Raw genomic sequence first — 17,099 nt, 5'->3', positions numbered from 1 at the left:
AGCCTTGGCCCGCATCTCCCACTACATCTCCAACTGCACCGTGAACGGGCCGTGGTTCGTGAGCGAGACGCGCATGTCCGCTCCGAACCGGCCCGTCTCGACGGTCGCCCCCAGTTCACGCAGCCGCGCCACGACCTCCTCGACCAGCGGTTCGGCCTCCGCCCCCGGCGCCGCCGCGTTCCAGGTCGGGCGGCGGCCCTTGCGCGCGTCCCCGTAGAGAGTGAACTGCGAAATCACCAGGAGCGGGGCGTTCACCTCCGAACAGGACTTCTCGCCCACGAGGATCCGCAGGGTCCAGAGTTTGCGGGCCAGTTGGGCCGCCTTCTCCTTCGTGTCCTCGTGGGTGACTCCCACCAGCACACACAGCCCCTCGCCCACGATCTCGCCGACCGTCTCGGTCCCCGACTCCGTCACCACGGCGACGCTCGCGCCGTCGACTCTCTGCACCACTGCTCGCATACGGACCAACCTATCCAGGTACCGACCTACGCCCATCCAGGGCCGAACGGGTGCAGATCGCCTGCAGGTGCACGTGCAGGAGTGGCACGATGCACGCAGGCGGACTGAGGGGAAGTAAGCGCGTATGAGCACATCTGGTGCCGGGCAGTCGCCCGGTCCTGTACCGATCATCGGCAGTACGGCGTCCGGCAGGGGTGCCGGTGGCGGTGCTGGTGCCGTTGGCGGTGCCGGTGCGGCGACGGTCCGGCCCCCCGCACAGCGGGCGCCGGGCGGTGAGAACGCCCTGCGGCTGCCCGAGTTGCGCGCCGTACGGCGGGACGCGACGCGCGACGAGGCCGACCTCAGCTATCTGCGCCGGCTGCTCCAGGGCCGTATCGACATCCTGCGGGCCGAACTGGCGCGCCGGGCGGCGCCCGAGACGCCGGTCGTGGACCGGCTGTCCGAGATCCTGGCGGACACTCCGTCCCTCCACCGGTCGTCGGCCCGGCATGTGACTCTTTCCACACCACGGAACGAGGAGTTCCGACTGCTGGCCGCCGAAGCGCTCGCCGAGGTGGAGCTGTCGGACCTCGCGGCCCGTACGGACGAGGAGTTGAGGGCCGCGATGGGGCGGCTGGTCCGTCATGAGCAGCAGGTTTCGCAACGGCGGCACCTCCTCCAGCGGACGGCGGACGAGTGCAGCGCGGAGATCGCGCGCAGGTACCGTGAAGGCGAAGCCCAAGTAGACGACCTGCTCACGTAATGCCGTGACTGCCTTCCGGAGCGGTCCCCGCCCGGAAGGCCGATGATGACGACTCGCAGGACCAGCGCCGTACAGCCGCCCGAAGTCCCCGGCCCCGGCTCGGGCCCCGGCCTCGTCCCGGCTCCCGTCCCCGGCCCCGTCCTCGCGGAGGTCGTGCGGTCCGGCTTCGTGGAGGGCAGGCACCGCGGCTCGCTGGTGCTCCTCGCGGCCGACGGCAGCGTGGAGTTGGCGCTGGGCGATGTGGCCGCCCCTGTCTTCCCGCGCTCCAGCAACAAGCCCCTCCAGGCGGCCGCCGTGCTGCGCGCCGGGGCCGAACTGGCCGGTAAGCGGCTGGCGTTGGCGGCGGCCAGCCATTCCGGCGAGGACTTCCACCTCGATCTCGTACAGAAGATGCTCTCCGAGTCGGGACTGACCGCGGACGATCTGCTGAACCCCGCCGATCTGCCGCTGGACCCGGTCGAGGCCGAGGCGTATCTGGCGGCGGGGCGGGTCAGGGACCGGGTCACGATGAACTGCTCGGGCAAGCACGCGGCGATGCTGGCGGCCTGCGTACGCAACGACTGGCCGCTCGCCACGTATCTGGAGCCGTCCCATCCGCTGCAGCGGCTCGTCGCCGACGTGGTCGAGGAGACCTCGGGGGAGCGGGTCGCGGCGGTCGGTACGGACGGCTGTGGCGCCCCGCTGATGGCCATCAGCCTCACCGGACTCGCCCGCGCCTTCCGCCACTTCGTACTCGCCGAGCCGGGCACGGCGGAGCGCCGGGTCGCGGACGCGATGCGCGCGCACCCGGAGTACGTGGCCGGCACGCGCAGGGCCGACACCTGGCTGATGCGCGAGGTGCCCGGCGCGCTGTCGAAGATGGGCGCGGAAGCCGTGCAGGCGGTGGCGCTGGCGGACGGCCGCGCGCTGGCGTTCAAGGTGGACGACGGCGGCATGCGCGCGCTGGGGCCGGTGCTGGCGCGGGCGTTGGGGCTGCTGGGGGTCGAGGGGCCGGTGCTGAAGCGGATCGGCCGGGCGCCGCTGCTGGGGGGCGCCGCGGAGGTGGGCGAGGTCCGCGCGGCGTTCTGACCGCAGGCGTCGTCACCGCCGCCGCCCGGTTGGCCTCGTCCTCGCCCGGTTGGCCTCGTCCTCGCCGGACCGGGGGAAATCCGCAGGACTTTCCACCCCGCCTGTGTTTAGCGTACGAGCATGGCCATCGACGTCCGAGTGATCAGCGATTCCGATCTGCCCGCCTGGCTCCGCGCCCTGAACACCGGCTTCCTCAGGTCGCCCGCGGTGAGCGAGGAGGATGTCGAGGACCGCCGGGCGTACATGGACGTGCGCCGTATGCGGGGCGCGTTCGACGAGGGCCGCTGCGTGGCGACGTACCGCACCTTCCCGCAGGAACTGACCGCCGTCGGCGGCGCCCCGCTGCCGGCCAGTGCGATCTCCAACGTCACGGTCTCGGCCACGCACCGCCGCCGCGGGCTGCTCAGCCGCATGATCAACGACGATCTGGCGGAGGCGAAGGAGCGCGGCGACGTCGTGTCCACGCTGATCGCGGCGGAGTACCCGATTTACGGGCGGTACGGCTTCGGCCCGGCCGCCTGGATCACCGACTGGTCGATCGACGTGCCCCGCGCGGGCCTCGACCCGCGCGCGTCCGGCCGGCCGGAGGACGGGGGCCGGGTGGACCTGGTCGACGGCGAGGACGTACGGAAACTGGGCCCCGAACTGCACGACCGGCTGCGCTCCCTCCGGCACGGCGTGATCAGCCGCAACGAGCGCTGGTGGCGGGTCCACACGGGCCTGGCCACCTCGCACGGCGCATCCTGGAGCGAACCGTTCTACGCGGTGTACCGCTCGGCGTCGGGCGAGGTCGAGGGCCTGCTGACGTACCGGGCGGACGAGGTGTGGGGCGACGCCAAGCAGCCGCTGAACACGGCGACGGTGCTCGACGCGATCGCCGTGACGACGGCGGCGGAGCGGGCGCTGTGGCGTTACGTCTGCTCGATCGACTGGATCACCACGGTCCGCACCGGCTACCGGGCCCCCGACGACCTGCTGCCGCTCTTCCTCCCTGACCCGCGCGCGGCGAGGATCGTCACGCAGGCGGACTACCTGTGGGTGCGGATCCTCGACACCGTACGCGCGCTGGAGTCCCGCACGTACGCGGCCGCCGGCACCCTGGTCCTGGCCGTCCACGACCGCTCGTCCCTGGCCTCGGGCCGCTACCGCCTGGACACGTCCCCGTCGGGCACGACCTGCGTACCGACGACCGAGTCGGCCGATCTGACGCTGGACGTGCGGGAGTTGGGGGCGCTGTACCTGGGCGACGAGTCGGCGGTACGGCTGTCGGCGCTGGGCACGGTGACGGAGGAGAAGCCGGGAGCGGCCTCCCGGACGGACACGCTGTTCCGCACGTCGCGACGGCCTTGGTGCCCGGACGGGTTCTGACGGGCGGCGGGCCGAGGCGTGTTCCGAGGGATCAGCCCATTCCCGGCTGCATGACCAACAGGGCCAGCACGACGGCGCCGATGCCGGCGCAGGTCGAGTTCCTGAACCTGATGCCGCCGGTGAGCATGAGGAAGGCTCCCGCCCCTAAGACGCCGTATTTCAGCTGGACGGCTTGCTCCAGTACGAAGGTGAAGACAGGCATGACGGCCCCTCCAGGCAGAGTGGTGACTCAGAGTTGTGCGAGGCGTGGCACGAAGCGTGAGGGACGCGACTGGAAGCGCGTGGGGCGAGCCCGTACGACGGCGGACGGGGCCGGGTGCGGATACGAGTGCGTGCGACGAGTGGAGCGAGTAATTCCGCCAAGTTCATCAGCTTGGTTACCAACTACTGAAGTTGTTCCCAAGAAATGGAGAGAATAACCAACTCCGTTGTGCCTGACGCGAGATGGCCATAAGTTGTAACGTTCTTGTGTGAACCCTGAACGCAGTGCACTGAACGGCACGGAGAAGCCCACGTCGGACGCCGTGGCGAAGGTTCTCCGTGCGCGGATCGAGTCCGGCGAACTCGGAGTCGGCGAGGCCATGCCGACGCAGGCCGCCCTGGTCGTGGAGTTCGAGGTGCAGCGCAGTGTGGTCCGGCAGGCCCTGAAGATCCTCCAGCAGGAGGGGCTGCTCACCGAGGTCACCCGAGGTTCCCCGGCCCGCGTCGCCGACCGCTCCGCCCGTACGGAGGCGGCGGACGGCACCCCCCGGGAGACGATGGTCGCGCTGGGACCCCGGATCAGCGCGGCCTTCGGCGCCGCCGACGTGCGGATAGATGCCCTCTGCCTCACGGCGGAGTCCCTGAGTGCGGCCCTCGGCGAGCAGCGCAGGCTCGTCCACACCCGGGAATCCATGCCCGCCACCGTCACGGTGCGCGTGCTGATGCCCAACCGGGACATCGATCTGGCCTTTCCCCGAATGATCAGCAGTCCCGAGGAGGCCGATCCCGTCCACCGTCGCTGGCTCAGGATGCGCAACGCGCACGGGACCGTCCTCAGCGACCATCTGCGGGGGCTGGGCGCGGCGCACGGCATCGACGTGGACGTGCAGTTCAAGGCGCTGCCCTTCACGCCGCCGGTGAAGCTGTATCTCCTCAACGGCACGGAGGCGCTGTTCGCGTACTACCGCGTGACGGAGCGTGAAGAGCAGATCAACCGGCAGCCGGTCGCGATGTACGACGCGCTGGGGGGCGAGTCGCCGCTCTTCTCGTTCGGGGCGGACGCCCGGCAGCCTCATCGGGACCACGCGTTCGTGGTGCAGTCGCAGGCCTGGTTCGACGCGCTGTGGACAACCATCGCCACCGACCTCAACCTGGGCTGACGCCGGCCGTTTCCCGGCCGGCGGCGCTTCGGTGTGTGGAGTTGGCCGTGGTTGTCGGCAAGACAAGGGGGCCCGGGGGCTGTTGGGGCCGTATTCGGCAGCCACGCGGTAGCGTTCTTGTGTGTTTCCGCCGACGCCCAGGACCGCCCCTCGGAGGAGCGGCCGCTCGAACAGCTGGTGGGTACGAATGACGTCCCGTACAGGAAGGGGAAAGTGCCGGTCCTTTCCCGCGTAGTTACTGACTTGTTCTCGACGGACGGAACGATGTGGCTGACCTGCGCGAACTCTTCGATTCGGCAACATGCGTGCTTTTCGACTTCGACGGCCCCGTCTGCCGGCTGTTCGCCGGGTATCCCGCCGACGGTGTGGCCGCCGATCTGGTGGACTGGCTCCGCCGGCAAGGACGGGAAGGCTTGCTGACCGAGGAGGAGGCCCGCTCGGGCGACCCCCACGCGGTGCTGCGCGCGGTCGCCCTCACCGCTCCGGGCAGTGGGTTCCTCGCCGAGTTGGAGGCCGAACTCACCAGGCATGAGCTGCTTGCCACGGAGACGGCGGAGGCCACCCCGGCCGCGGACGAGCTGATACGGGGCCTTCGGGCGCGCGACTTCGCGCTGGCCATCACGACCAACAACTCGGCCTCCGTGGTGGAGCGTTACCTGACTGCTCGTGGACTGGCCGACCGCTTCGGGCAACACATCCACGGCCGTACGCGGGATCTGCTCAGGCTCAAGCCGGATCCGGACTGTCTGCTGCGGGCCCTCGACTCCACGGGGGTCGTCGCGGAGCGAGCACTGATGATCGGGGATACCTCCGCGGACTGCATCGCGGCCCGGAAGGCGGGCGTCGCCTTCGTCGGCTACGCGCGCAACGAGCGGAAGCGCCAACTGCTGCTGAGCGCGGGCGCGACCACCATCGTCTCGTCGATGGGGCAGGTGCTGGACGTGGTCGGCCAGGCGCAGGGAGAGTAGCGACATGGCTGACCCCTCCTTCATTCGAACCTGCTGGCCAGTCAACTGGCGATCAGGTCGGTCAAGTTGCCTTATTGGTCCCCTCTTTGACTGATCGGTTAACGGCTTAGGGCTTTCCAGTGGTGGGTTGGCTGAAAGTCTGGGTGCCAACCGGTCCGGAGTTGTACGGTCGGGTCATGGAAGCTGGCCGGTTCGAAGGCAGTGAGGGCTGGGAGTTCCAGCGCATCGCCGATGCGCTGCGGGCGGAGATCGGCGACGGGATACATCCCGTGGGCCACTATCTGCCGACCCAGCGTCAACTGGTGGTGCAGTTCGGTGTCTCGCGTGACACCGTCCAGCGGGCGCTGCGCGTGCTGATCGCGGACGGAGTGATCGAGTCGAGACAGGGCATCGGATCCCGGGTGCTCAGTGCGCAGACCGAGGAGCGGCAGCACGTACACACCAGCTCCGCGCTGCCCACGCACAGCGGCCGTCCGGCGCTCGGACCCTTCATCGCGGAGGCGTTCGAGGCTCAGGACGTCACGCTGGACGTGGCCACGCTCACCTCCGAATCACTGCACACGCACATCCGGCTCCAGGCGGAACGGGTACGGAACGAGGAGATTCACCCGAAGAGCATCTCGGTGAGGCTGCTCCTGCCGGCGCAGAGCAGCACGCTCGCCTACCCCCGGCTGAGGGACAAGAACAACACGGAGGACGTGAGACCCCTCGCCCGGCTGCGCCGCATCACCCGACTGCATACGGACTCCCTGCGGGCCGCCCTGGAGGATCTCCAGACGGAGAATCTGGTGAACGCGGTGGACGTCCAGGTCAGGACGGTGCCCTTCACGCCCACCTTCAAGCTCTACCTGCTCAACGAGACCCAGGCGCTGCACGGCCTGTATGTGCTGACGGAACGGGCGATGCGACTCGACGACGGCGAGGAGGTCGAGGCCCTCGACGTTCTGGGACTCGGCGCGACGCTCTTCCACTACGTGAAAGACCAGGAGGAATCCCAGGGGTCGCTTTTTGTTGATTCCGCGCAAACGTGGTTCGACAAGCACTGGGCAATACTTGGCGAGGATTCATCTGTACAGTCACCGTCGACACGACTGGAGTAATCGCTCGCCTGGTTGGTTGTGTTCTGATCCAAGTGACGCATGTGATCAGTGGGTTGGTGGTTAGGATGTGCATCCCACCGGCTGTCGGTCATTCACCCAGCACCGTCTCAGTGGGCAGTCCCCCGTGAGGTGCAGAGCATAGGTGTCCGAAAACGCGCGGTTGGATCCGTACAACAACTTCGTGCGGTACGCCCTGGAAAAGGGTGTCCGACAGCGAGGCCATCACAACGAGAACTATCTGGTCGCGCCGCCCGAGAGGCTGGCGGCTCCACTGAATCTGGAGCCCGGAGCGCAGGTCATGCTGCGGCGCAGGCATCCGGATGTGCTGCCGGTGGTGCTGCGGACCTGGCTGGACGAGTCCGCGATCCTCGGCTCGATCAAGGGCCGGTTGAAGTACGTCCCCGAATGCCTCGTCAGGATGGACGAGTTCGCCGTACACAGCTATGTGGAGGGTGTTCCGCTCTCCACCATCTGCTCCGACGGCAGGCCTCTCGACGCCCGACTGCTCCAGGCGTTGGCGGGCATGCTGGCCGAGTTGGCGGCCGTCCGCAGGGCACATCTGCCGGAGCTGCCCGCCTTCTGGCCGCGGGACGGCGCGACTCGTTCCTTTCTGCGGACCCTCGCGGTGCTGACGGACCAGCAGGTCCGGTGGCCCAACCGGGCCGTCTTCGGCGGTCTGTTCGCGGCTCTCGGTGTGCCCGAGGGAGCCCTGGGCGGTTTCGCCGAGCGAATCCCCGCGATGTTCGCGAGGCCGTTCAGCCTCCTGCACACGGATCTGCACCGCGACAATGTGATCCTCTCCTACTTCAAGCCCAAGGCGCCGTTGATCTGCGTCGACTGGGAGCTGGCGTCCTACGGGGATCCGCTGCACGACCTCGCCACCCACCTTGTGCGAATGCGCTATCCGGAGCATCAGTGGGACGACGTCAAGGAAGCGTGGTCGCTGGCGATGCGTGACACGCGCCCGGAGGCTGTGAACGGTCTGGAGACGGACCTTCAGCACTACGTGGATTTCGAGCGCGCCCAGTCCGTCTATCCGGATGTGATGCGTGCGGCCCAGTCGCTGGGTGTCGCCGCCGAGCCCGTCGGTCTTGAGCGAGCCACCGAAGCGGTGCAGGCGGCGCTCGAACTGGCGCGTGGCCCGCTGAGGCTCAGCGGCGTCGTGGGGGCCACGGAGATCAGCAAGGCCCTCTACCGCTGGCACACGGCGCAGCCGGGCCGGGCGGCCCGGGTGCTGTATCCCGTCGGCGGCGTGCCCTGGGTGGCCGACGAGGAGGTCCATCGGTGGAGCGGCTACCCCCTGGAAGCAGTCTCACAGGCGCTGGCGGCGGAGGGGACGGCAGGGGCCGAGCAGGTTTTCAAGGGCACCGGGCACCTCAACACCGTTGTCAGGGCCGGCCGGGACGGTGGGACCGTGGTCGTACGGCGCAGGCTCGACGACAGCAATCGCCGGGAGCGCCGCTTCCTCGACGAGCACCTTGTACTCCACGCGCTGAAACCCGTGCGGCCCAGCGTGCGCGCTCCGGAGGTCCTGGCGCGTGGCATCAGCAACTTCAACGACCAGTTCGTCATCCATTCCTACGTCGGGGCGGTCGGAGGTACACATCCGGCCGAGCATCCCGTCAACGGGCTCAGTCTGCGCGAGGCGGACGATCTGGTCGACCAGTTGTGCGCACTCACCGGGGTGGCGACGGAGACCGTCGATCCCGACGCCGTGTACGACGACTTCTACCAGTGGCTCAGCAGTCGGCTCATCGAGATGGTCGCCGACCTGCCCAGGGAGTCGCTCCGGCTGGCAGCCGTGCTCGGGCTGCCCAACGCGGACCGGCTGCGGGAGCTTCTTCTGGGGCGGAGGTGTGTCCTCCATCGGACCCCCGCGCTGCTGCACGGTGACCTCAACCCCTGGAATCTCATCAGGAACGAGACACACGACAGCCTGACGATCATCGACTGGGAGATGGCGATGGTCGGCGATCCTCTCTACGACCTCGTCCGGCATCTCCATCTGACCCCGCACAGCCCGCAGATCAGAGAGCGGATGTTCCGCCGGTGGCACAGAAAGCTGGACTCCTCGTACACCAAGGGCTGGGAGGAGGACTGGCGGTTCTACCGCTGGATGGAGATCGTCCGCTCCGCCTACATCGACCTGGACCGGCTGCTCACCGGCGTGAGCCTCGACGCGCCCAACGTGCGCAGGGCGGTCGACTCGTACTCCCTGACGCTCTCCGGGGCCACCGCCTCGCTGGGGCTGCGGGCCAGGCATCTCGCCCATCCGTATCTCGCGCGGGCGCTGCCCGGCGGTGACCTGATCGGGGCCGGCGGCTGAGTCTCACGCCGTCCGTCTCCTAAACAGCCGCCCCGACAGCCCCAGCGCCCCCAGCAGAATCCCCGCGCACCACGCCAGCGCCACCCATGGGTCCGAGCCCACCGGCTCGCCCAGGAGGAGGCCGCGGAGGGATTCGATCACCGGTGTGACCGGCTGGTTGTAGGCGAAGGCGTGGATCCAGGTCGGCATCGTGTCGATCGGGGCGAACGTGCTGCTCGGGTAGGTCAGGAACATCATGAAGAACGAGAACGAGCCCGCCGCCTCGGGGGACTTGGTGAGCAGGCCCACCACCGCCGCCAGCCAGGAGATCGCCACGATGAAGGCGAGCAGCAGGCCCGCCGCCGCCAGGGCGGCCGGGAGGGTCGGGGACGGGCGGAAGCCGATCAGGAGGGCCACGCCGAGGACCAGGACCGTCGAGACGGCGTTGCGGACGGTGCTCGCGGCGACATGGCCGGCCAGGATCGACGCGCCGCCGACGTCCAGGGAGCGCAGCCGGTCGATGATGCCGCCCTTCAGGTCCTCGTTGACGCTCACCGCCGTGCCGGAGGAGCCGAAACCGGCGCAGAGCAGCAGGACGCCGGGCACGACGTAGGAGACGTACGGCTCGCCCGTACCGGTCCTGATCGCGCCGCCGAAGAGATAGACGAAGATCAGCATCAGCATGACCGGCAGCATCAGCGAGGTGAAGACCGCGTCCACGTTGCGGGTGCTGAGGCGGATCGAACGCGCCGTCATGACAAGGGAGTTGTTCAGCGCCCGGCCCGCCGGGGACATCGTCGCGGCGTCAGACACGGGTCGGCTCCTCGATGGTTTTCCCGCGGCCCGTCAGGGCCATGAACACGTCGTCCAGCGTCGCGCTGTGCACGGCGAAGCTGACGACGTCCCGGCGTTCCGGATCGATCTCGTCCAGCAGCGCCCGTACGCGCGCCGCCGTACCGTCCGTCGGCAGGCCGAGCGTCAGTGTGTCGGGCGACCGCTGTACGGCGAGCGGCGCGAGGCGCTCGTACGCCGCCGCGTCGGCGGCCACCAGGTCGAGGCGGTGCCCGGAGACCCGGCCCTTCAGCTCCGTCGCGGTGCCCTCGGCGACCAGCCGGCCGCCGTCGAGTACGGCGATACGGTCCGACAACTGGTCGGCCTCCTCCAGATACTGGGTGGTGAGGAAGACCGTGGAGCCCTCCGCCGACAGATCGCGCACCACCTGCCACAGCTCTTGCCTGCTGCGCAGGTCCAGCCCGGTCGTCGGCTCGTCCAGGAAGATGACCTCCGGCCTGCCGACCAGCCCGGCGGCCAGGTCGAGCCGTCGCCGCATACCGCCCGAGTACGTGCCCACGAGCCGCCGGCCCGCGGCCGTGAGGTCGAACCGCTCCAGCAGCTCCGCGGCCCGGCGGCGCGCGGCCGCGCGTGGCAGGCCGCCGAGGCGCGCCATCATGCGCAGGTTCTCCTCGCCGGTCTGCTTCTCGTCGACCGACGCGAACTGGCCGGTCAGGCTGACGGCCCGGCGCACCTGGCGCCGCTGGGTCCGTACGTCGTAACCGGCCACCCGCGCCGTACCGCCGTCGGCGTCGGCGAGCGTGGCGAGGATCCGTACGGCGGTCGTCTTGCCCGCGCCGTTCGGGCCGAGCAGGGAGAAGACCGTGCCGCGCTCGACGGACAGGTCGATGCCGTCGAGCACCTTCACCCGCTGGTCGCCGCGCCCGTAGGACTTCTCCAGGCCGATGGCGCTGATCGCTCGTTGCTTGGGGGGCATGGGCGGGCTCATGGGTGGGCTCATGGGCGTCGCTCCTCCGTCGCGCGTCGTTGATACATTTATGCGTAACCCTTACGCTTGATGTGTAAGGGTTACGCATAACTAGGATGGCGTCAAGCGGGAGTGTGAGCGGGGAAGGCGGAGACGTGACGGACGAGAACGGCGGCGGCAGTGACGGCGACGACGGCGGTACGGGGCTGCCTGCCAGCATCGAAGCCGCCTGGGGACTGCGCGAGCGCCCGACGAAGGGGCGCAAGCCCGGCCTCAGCCTGGCGCGGATCGTCGACACGGCCGTCACCGTCGCCGCCACGGAGGGGCTGCCCGCCGTCTCGATGGGCCGCGTCGCCAAGAAGCTCGGTGTCTCCCCGATGTCGCTCTACCGGTACGTGGCCGCCAAGGACGAGCTGTACGTGCTGATGCAGGAGGCGATCATCGGCGACCCGCCGGCGCCGCCCGCACCGGGCACCGACTGGCGTACGGCGATGGCGGACTGGGCGTGGGCGATGCGCCGGATCATCTACGAGAACCTGTGGGCGCTCCGTATCCCCGTCTCCAGCCCGCCCGCCACGCCCCGGATGGTGGCCTGGTGGGAGTGGGGGCTGGTCGCGCTGGAGGGGACCCGGCTCGACTGGGGCGAGAAGCTGTCGGTGATGCTGATGGTCAACGGCTATGTGCGGAACGAGGCGGCGCTGATGGCGGACCTGGCCGCCGCCGTGACGGCGAGCGGCAGGTCGGCGGAGGACGTACTCGCCGGATACGGGCGCACGATGCAGAAGCTGGCCGACCCGGCGCGCTACCCGTCCGTCGCGGAGATGCTGGCGGCCGGTGTGATGGACGTCCCGGACGAACCGGAGAGCCCCGACCACGAGTTCATCTTCGGACTCGAACGGATGCTGGACGGTATCGACCTGCTGGTGCGGGAGCGCGGCGGGGACAGCGGTGTGGGTGGACGGAGTACGGCCGGGTGAGTCTCTTCTCGACTGTCAACGGGCGGGTACGGGGCCGCAGAACCGCCCCCGGCGTCGTCGCGGTGCTCGGCATCCCTTACGCCGCACCGCCGTTCGGCCCCGACCGGTTCAAGGCGCCCCGGCCCGCGCGCCCGTGGCAGGGCATCCGGGAGTGCGTCGCCTTCGGTCCGGTCGCGCCGCAGTCCGCCGAACTGCCGGGCGCGCCGACGTGGTCGCCCGGCGACGAGGACGTGCTGAGCCTGAACATCTGGACGAGCAGCTCAGCCGGTGAACGGCCCGTGCTCGTCTGGATCCACGGCGGCGCCTACACCTTCGGCTCGTCCGCCCAGCCCGACTTCGACGGTACGGCGCTGGTCCGCGCCGGACTGGTCGTCGTCACCCTCAACTACCGGCTCGGCTTCGAGGGGTTCGGCCACATCCCGGCATCCGACGGCTCCGAGTTCCCGGCGAACCGCGGTCTGCTCGATCAGATCGCCGCCCTGGAGTGGGTACGCGACAACATCGCGGCCTTCGGCGGCGACCCCGCCAACGTCACCGTCGCCGGGCAGTCGTCGGGCGCGGCGTCCATCGCCTGTCTGACGGTGATGGAACGGGCGCGCGGGCTGTTCCACCGCGCCATCGCCCACAGCGTGGTCGGCCCGGTCTACTCGCCCCGACTCGCCGCCGACACCACACGCCTCGTCGCGGCGGCCGCCGAAGTCCCGCCCACGGCGGCCGGGTTGACGGCCGCGTCGCCGTCCGACCTGGTCCGCGCGTCCGACCGGGTCGTCGCCGCCTTCCGCGACGACCCGTCGGCGGGCGCCCGCCACTACGACCCGGTGCTCTACGGTCCGGTCGCCGACGGGGTCCTGCTGCCCGCCGACCCCCTCGCCGTCGGTGCGGCGCACCGCGCGGATGTCGATCTGCTGGTCTGCCACACGACGGAGGAGTACTGGCTGCCGGACGCGGTCGGCAGCAGCAAGAAGATCACGACGGAGAGTCAACTGACCACGTTCGCAAAGGACTTCGGGCTGCCCGACGATCTCGTACCGGCGTATCGGGCGCTGCTGCCCGACGCGCCGGTGCTCGACGTGTACCTCGCGATCTACGGCGACATGTCCTTCGGCGAGTACAGCAGCCGCCTCGCGGAGCGGCACGCCGGCGCGGGCCGCAGGACGTACCTCTCCCGTTTCGCCAGGAAGCGCGGCACGGCAGGCGGAGTCGTAACGGAAGAGGGAGCCGTGACGGAAGAAGGAGCGGTGACGGCGGACGGAGTCGTACGCCCCTGGCATTGCGCCGACGTCCCGTTCGCCTTCGGCACCGTCGACCTCCCTGAGGTCGCGTTCCTCATCGGCGGCCCGCCGACGGCCGAGGACCACGAGCTGTCGCGCCGCATGGTGCGGGCGTGGGCGGACTTCGCCGCGACGGGTGAGCCTGGCTGGGGGACGGACACCGTACGGATCTGGGGCGCGGGTGACGAGGGAGGTGCGCCGGGTGCGTACGACGGCTTCCGTGCGGCGTGGCGTACGGCCGACTACTCGCTCGTGCATCCCTGAACTCCTGACAGGATGGGGCGCATGACCGAGATCCGCACGCCCCGCCTCCTCCTCCGCCGCTGGACCGACGACGACCTCGCCGCCATGGCCGAGATCAACTCGGACCCGCAGGTCATGCGCTGGATCGGCGACGGCTCGGTCCGCGACCTCGACGAGACGGCCGAGGACATCGAGCGCTGGGAGGAGGAGTGGGACGAGGAGGGCTTCGGACTCTTCGCGATCGAACTGCTCGCCTCGGGAGAGATGATCGGCTTCGCCGGCCTCTCCGTCCCCGAGTACCTGCCCGAGGTGCTGCCCGACGTGGAGATCAGCTGGCGGCTCGGCGCCCAGTTCTGGGGCCAGGGTTACGCCTCCGAGGCGGCCCACGCCGTGCTGGAGTTCGCCCTCCAGGACCGGGGTCTGGAGCGGGTCGTCGCCGTCAACCGGATGGGCAACGACGAGTCCGAGAACGTGCTGCGCAAGCTGGACCTGGTCCTCGACCGTGAGACGAAGCACCCGGAGTACGGCTTCGCGCTGAACATCCACTCCATCGACCTCACCGAGTACGAGGCCTGAGCACCACGAACGCCACCACGAACGCGCTGACCAGCAGTCCGGCCCCGACACCGAAGGCCAGGTGGTAGCCGCCGGTCAGCGCCGCGGCCCCACTCGCGCCGTCCGCCAGCAGGCTCTCGCTCCGCGAGGCGGCCAGCGTCGACAGGACGGCGACACCCACCGCGCCACCGATCTGCTGCGCCGTGTTGAACAGCCCCGACACCAGCCCCGCGTCCGCTTCCCCCGCGCCGGACATCCCGAGCGACGTCAGCGCCGGCAGGGCGAGCCCGAAACCGGCGGCCAGCAGCATCAGCGGCAGCAGATCGGTCGCGTAGTCGGCGTCCGCGGGCACCCGGCTCAGCAGTACGAGGAGCGTGATCAGCAGCAGGAGGCCGGTCAGCAGGACGTTCCGCTCGCCGAAGCGGGCGTTGAGGCGGGCGGAGACCCCCAGCGACACGGCGCCGATGACGACCGCGGCCGGGAGCATCGCGAGGCCGGTCTCGGCCGCGTCGTAGCCGAGCACCCGCTGCAGGTGCAGCGCCAGGATGATCTGGAACGAGAACAGCGCGGCGACCATCAGCATCTGGACGACGTTCGCCCCGACGACGTTGCGTGAACGGAAGATCCGCAGCGGCAGGAGCGGGGTCCCGGCGGTCGCCTGGCGGGCGACGAACGCGCCGATCAGGGCGAGCGCGACGGCGCCGAGACCCAGGGTGTGGGCCGAGACCCAGTCGTACTGCTCGACCTTGACGACCGTGTAGATGCCCAGCATCAGCCCGGCCGTGATGAGCAGCGCGCCGATGACGTCGGCGCCGGCGGCGAGGCCGCGGCCTCTGCCCGTGCCTCTGCCCGTGCTCTTGCCCGTACCTCTGCCGGCGGGCAGTACGTCGCCGGGCAGTACCCGGACGGCGAGGGCGAGGGCGGCGAGCCCTATCGGCAGGTTGATGAAGAAGATCCAGTGCCAGCTCAGGGCGTCGGTGAGGAGCCCGCCCACCACCTGGCCGATGGACGCCCCGGCCGCGCCGGTGAAGCTGAAGACGGCGATGGCCCTGGCCCGTTCCCCGTGCTCGGTGAACAGCGTGACGAGGATGCCGAGGCTGACCGCCGCCGCCATCGCGCTGCCGACGCCTTGCAGGAAGCGGGCCGCGATCAGTACGGCGGGGGAGGTCGCGGCGCCCGCCAGGAGAGAGGCGGCGGTGAACACACCGGTGCCCGCGAGGAACATGCGCTTGCGTCCCAGCAGGTCGCCGAGCCGGCCCGCGAGGAGCAGCAGGCTGCCGAAGGCGATCAGGTAGGCGTTCACGACCCAGCTGAGACCGGCGGGGGAGAAGCCCAGGTCGTCCTGGATGGCGGGCATCGCGACGGTGACGATGGAGCCGTCGAGGACGATCATCAGCATGCCGGAGGCGAGGACGCCGAGGGCGAGTGCGCGGGTGCGGCGTGAGGTCCGGGGTGGGGTGGTGAGTGCCGGGTTTGCGCCTGTGTCTGCGGACATGGGTCTCTCCTGTCGATGGATCGCCCTTGATGGGGCAACAGGAAAGAACTCTAACGGATAGTTCCGTTGCAGACTATCTCTCTCGGAAGTTCCTTGGCCTTCGGTGGTTTCTGTGCTGCCGACGGCTACTTCTCGCGCTGGCGTGCCCGCCTCGCCGTCCCCGGAGTCTCGGACGGAGCGGCCAACTCCCCCTCGGCCAGCCCGTTCATGAAGCGCAGGAAGGTCTCGCGCTCGACGTCGGAGAAGGCTGACAGCGCCTGCCGGTGCACGCCGTCGACGATCTCCTGGCTCCGCACGGCGAGCCGCGCGCCCTCCTCCGTGACCGCGATGATCCGCGCGCGCCGGTCCGTGCTGGACGGCTTGCGCTCGGCGAGTCCGGCCTTCTCCAGGGCATCGACGGTGACGACCATCGTGGTCTTGTCCATGTCGCCGATCTCGGCGAGCTGGATCTGGGTGCGCTCCTTCTCCAGGGCGTGCACCAGGACGCAGTGCATCCGCGCGGTCAGCCCGATCTCGGCGAGCGCGGCCGACATCCGGGTGCGCAGGACATGGCTGGTGTGGTCGAGGAGGTAGGAGAGGTCCGGTTCGGTACGGGTGGGTGTCATGGCGGTCATGCTCACGAGCGTAACAATTCGGTCCGTGGCGGATTATCCGGAAGGGGATTTGGGGCGGGCTCAGATGCGGGCTTCGGTGTGCTGCGTACCCTTCATCCCCATGGACGAGACGACGGGCGCGGCGGGGACGGCGGGTGCCGCGGACGGTCTGCGCGAGCGCAAGAAGCGGCAGACGTACGAGCGGCTGTCCGAGACGGCGATCGCGCTCTTCCTGGAGAGAGGCTTCGAGAAGGTGTCGGTGGCCGAGATCGCCGCTGCCGCCGACGTCTCGAAGCCGACGCTCTTCCGCTACTTCCCCGCCAAGGAGGACCTGGTCCTGCACCGGTTCGCCGACCACGAGGACGAGGCGGCGCGGGTGGTCGCGGGTGCGGGTGCGGGTGCGGGGGCGCCGCTGGAGGCGCTGCACCGGCACTTCGCGGACGGGCTCGCCCGCCGGGACCCGGTGACCGGGCTCAACGACGATCCACGGGTGCTCGCCTTCCACGGTCTGCTGTACGGGACTCCCTCGCTGGTCGCGCGGGCGTACGCCTATCAGGGCCGGTCGGAGGCCGTGCTGGCGAGCGCGTTGACAGGGGCGTCGGCGAGGGCGCGCCGCCCGGGCGGGCCGGTGGTCGCGGCGCCGGTGGTCGCCGCGCGGCTCGCGGCCGGCCAGATCGTCGCCGTACAGCGCGTACTCGCCGAGGAGAACTGGCGGCGGATCGCGGCGGGCGAAAGTGCCGACGGGGTGTATCCGGACGCGGTGGCGGCGGCGGAGCTGGGGTTCGGGCAGCTGCGGGACGGGCTCACCTTCCTCTCGCCCACAAACTGAATCTCG

17 protein-coding genes are annotated in these 17,099 nt (G+C 70.0%); 11 read left to right on the top strand and 6 right to left on the bottom strand.

Translation table 11 applies throughout. The features are described from left to right. Window positions 1-21 precede the first annotated feature (21 nt). Window positions 22-459: a D-aminoacyl-tRNA deacylase gene (gene dtd / locus ACFUN8_RS03455; RefSeq protein WP_383630721.1), complete on the bottom strand. Its 438-nt coding sequence runs from the start codon at window positions 457-459 to the stop codon at window positions 22-24. Window positions 460-583: 124 nt separating this feature from the next. On the opposite strand from dtd, the gene ACFUN8_RS03450 reads away from it, so the two are divergent. The 3 genes from ACFUN8_RS03450 (at window position 584) to ACFUN8_RS03440 (ending at window position 3,637) form a co-directional block, all read left to right on the top strand. After that, window positions 584-1,201: an ABC transporter substrate-binding protein gene (locus ACFUN8_RS03450; protein ID WP_383630718.1), complete on the top strand. Its 618-nt coding sequence runs from the start codon at window positions 584-586 to the stop codon at window positions 1,199-1,201. Window positions 1,202-1,246: 45 nt separating this feature from the next. Next, window positions 1,247-2,269: an asparaginase gene (locus ACFUN8_RS03445; RefSeq protein WP_383630715.1), complete on the top strand. Its 1,023-nt coding sequence runs from the start codon at window positions 1,247-1,249 to the stop codon at window positions 2,267-2,269. Between the two features lie 120 nt (window positions 2,270-2,389). Beyond that, entirely contained in the window at window positions 2,390-3,637 is a 1,248-nt protein-coding gene (locus ACFUN8_RS03440; RefSeq protein WP_383630712.1) for a GNAT family N-acetyltransferase, read from the top strand. A 31-nt stretch (window positions 3,638-3,668) separates the two neighbouring features. Here the strand turns inward: ACFUN8_RS03440 and ACFUN8_RS03435 are convergent, their stop codons facing one another. Then, entirely contained in the window at window positions 3,669-3,839 is a 171-nt protein-coding gene (locus tag ACFUN8_RS03435) for a hypothetical protein (RefSeq protein WP_383630710.1), read from the bottom strand. 268 nt (window positions 3,840-4,107) lie between these two features. Here ACFUN8_RS03435 and ACFUN8_RS03430 point away from each other — a divergent pair, with 268 nt between their 5' ends. From ACFUN8_RS03430 to ACFUN8_RS03415, 4 genes are all read left to right on the top strand, one after another. Then, window positions 4,108-4,998, top strand: a complete 891-nt coding sequence (locus tag ACFUN8_RS03430; RefSeq protein WP_383630707.1) for a winged helix-turn-helix domain-containing protein — start codon at window positions 4,108-4,110, stop codon at window positions 4,996-4,998. A gap of 266 nt (window positions 4,999-5,264) precedes the next feature. Next, window positions 5,265-5,966, top strand: coding sequence for an HAD family hydrolase (locus ACFUN8_RS03425; RefSeq protein WP_383630704.1), 702 nt, complete (start codon window positions 5,265-5,267; stop codon window positions 5,964-5,966). Window positions 5,967-6,142: 176 nt separating this feature from the next. Continuing rightward, window positions 6,143-7,066, top strand: a complete 924-nt coding sequence (locus ACFUN8_RS03420; protein WP_383630701.1) for a GntR family transcriptional regulator — start codon at window positions 6,143-6,145, stop codon at window positions 7,064-7,066. 142 nt (window positions 7,067-7,208) lie between these two features. Then, window positions 7,209-9,392: a phosphotransferase family protein gene (locus ACFUN8_RS03415; protein ID WP_383630698.1), complete on the top strand. Its 2,184-nt coding sequence runs from the start codon at window positions 7,209-7,211 to the stop codon at window positions 9,390-9,392. A gap of 3 nt (window positions 9,393-9,395) precedes the next feature. Here the strand turns inward: ACFUN8_RS03415 and ACFUN8_RS03410 are convergent, their stop codons facing one another. Both ACFUN8_RS03410 and ACFUN8_RS03405 read right to left on the bottom strand, forming a co-directional pair. Continuing rightward, entirely contained in the window at window positions 9,396-10,166 is a 771-nt protein-coding gene (locus tag ACFUN8_RS03410) for an ABC transporter permease (RefSeq protein ID WP_383630937.1), read from the bottom strand. Window positions 10,167-10,176: 10 nt separating this feature from the next. Beyond that, complete coding sequence (locus ACFUN8_RS03405; RefSeq protein ID WP_383630695.1) at window positions 10,177-11,163, bottom strand: ATP-binding cassette domain-containing protein; 987 nt, start codon at window positions 11,161-11,163, stop codon at window positions 10,177-10,179. A gap of 122 nt (window positions 11,164-11,285) precedes the next feature. Between ACFUN8_RS03405 and ACFUN8_RS03400 the strand changes: the two genes are divergently transcribed. Genes ACFUN8_RS03400 through ACFUN8_RS03390 form a run of 3 tightly spaced genes read left to right on the top strand, consistent with a single transcriptional unit; the run spans window position 11,286 to window position 14,197 of the window. Beyond that, window positions 11,286-12,107 (top strand): TetR/AcrR family transcriptional regulator, encoded by an 822-nt coding sequence (locus ACFUN8_RS03400; RefSeq protein ID WP_383630692.1) that lies wholly within the window; start codon window positions 11,286-11,288, stop codon window positions 12,105-12,107. Next, window positions 12,104-13,642, top strand: a complete 1,539-nt coding sequence (locus ACFUN8_RS03395; protein WP_383630689.1) for a carboxylesterase/lipase family protein — start codon at window positions 12,104-12,106, stop codon at window positions 13,640-13,642. Before ACFUN8_RS03400 ends, ACFUN8_RS03395 begins: the two co-directional genes overlap by 4 nt. Before the next feature lie 21 nt (window positions 13,643-13,663). Continuing rightward, the gene (locus tag ACFUN8_RS03390; RefSeq protein WP_382561449.1) at window positions 13,664-14,197 is read left to right on the top strand and encodes a GNAT family N-acetyltransferase; all 534 of its coding nucleotides are present in this window, start codon (window positions 13,664-13,666) and stop codon (window positions 14,195-14,197) included. Here ACFUN8_RS03390 and ACFUN8_RS03385 read toward each other — a convergent pair. Continuing rightward, on the bottom strand, window positions 14,178-15,671 hold the full coding sequence (locus tag ACFUN8_RS03385) for an MFS transporter (RefSeq protein WP_383630685.1): 1,494 nt from the start codon (window positions 15,669-15,671) through the stop codon (window positions 14,178-14,180). The two genes, ACFUN8_RS03390 and ACFUN8_RS03385, sit on opposite strands and share 20 nt — an antisense overlap. A 125-nt stretch (window positions 15,672-15,796) precedes the next feature. Further along, window positions 15,797-16,285 (bottom strand): MarR family winged helix-turn-helix transcriptional regulator, encoded by a 489-nt coding sequence (locus ACFUN8_RS03380; protein WP_383630682.1) that lies wholly within the window; start codon window positions 16,283-16,285, stop codon window positions 15,797-15,799. Between the two features lie 100 nt (window positions 16,286-16,385). Here ACFUN8_RS03380 and ACFUN8_RS03375 point away from each other — a divergent pair, with 100 nt between their 5' ends. Then, window positions 16,386-17,093, top strand: a complete 708-nt coding sequence (locus tag ACFUN8_RS03375; protein WP_383630679.1) for a TetR/AcrR family transcriptional regulator — start codon at window positions 16,386-16,388, stop codon at window positions 17,091-17,093. Window positions 17,094-17,099: the final 6 nt, after the last annotated feature.

It is taken from the genome of Streptomyces sp. NPDC057307, assembly GCF_042667665.1.
Taxonomy (GTDB): Bacteria; Actinomycetota; Actinomycetes; order Streptomycetales; family Streptomycetaceae; genus Streptomyces.
Note: the sequence above shows the minus strand (reverse complement) of the source record. Positions and strands in the feature narration are given on the sequence as shown.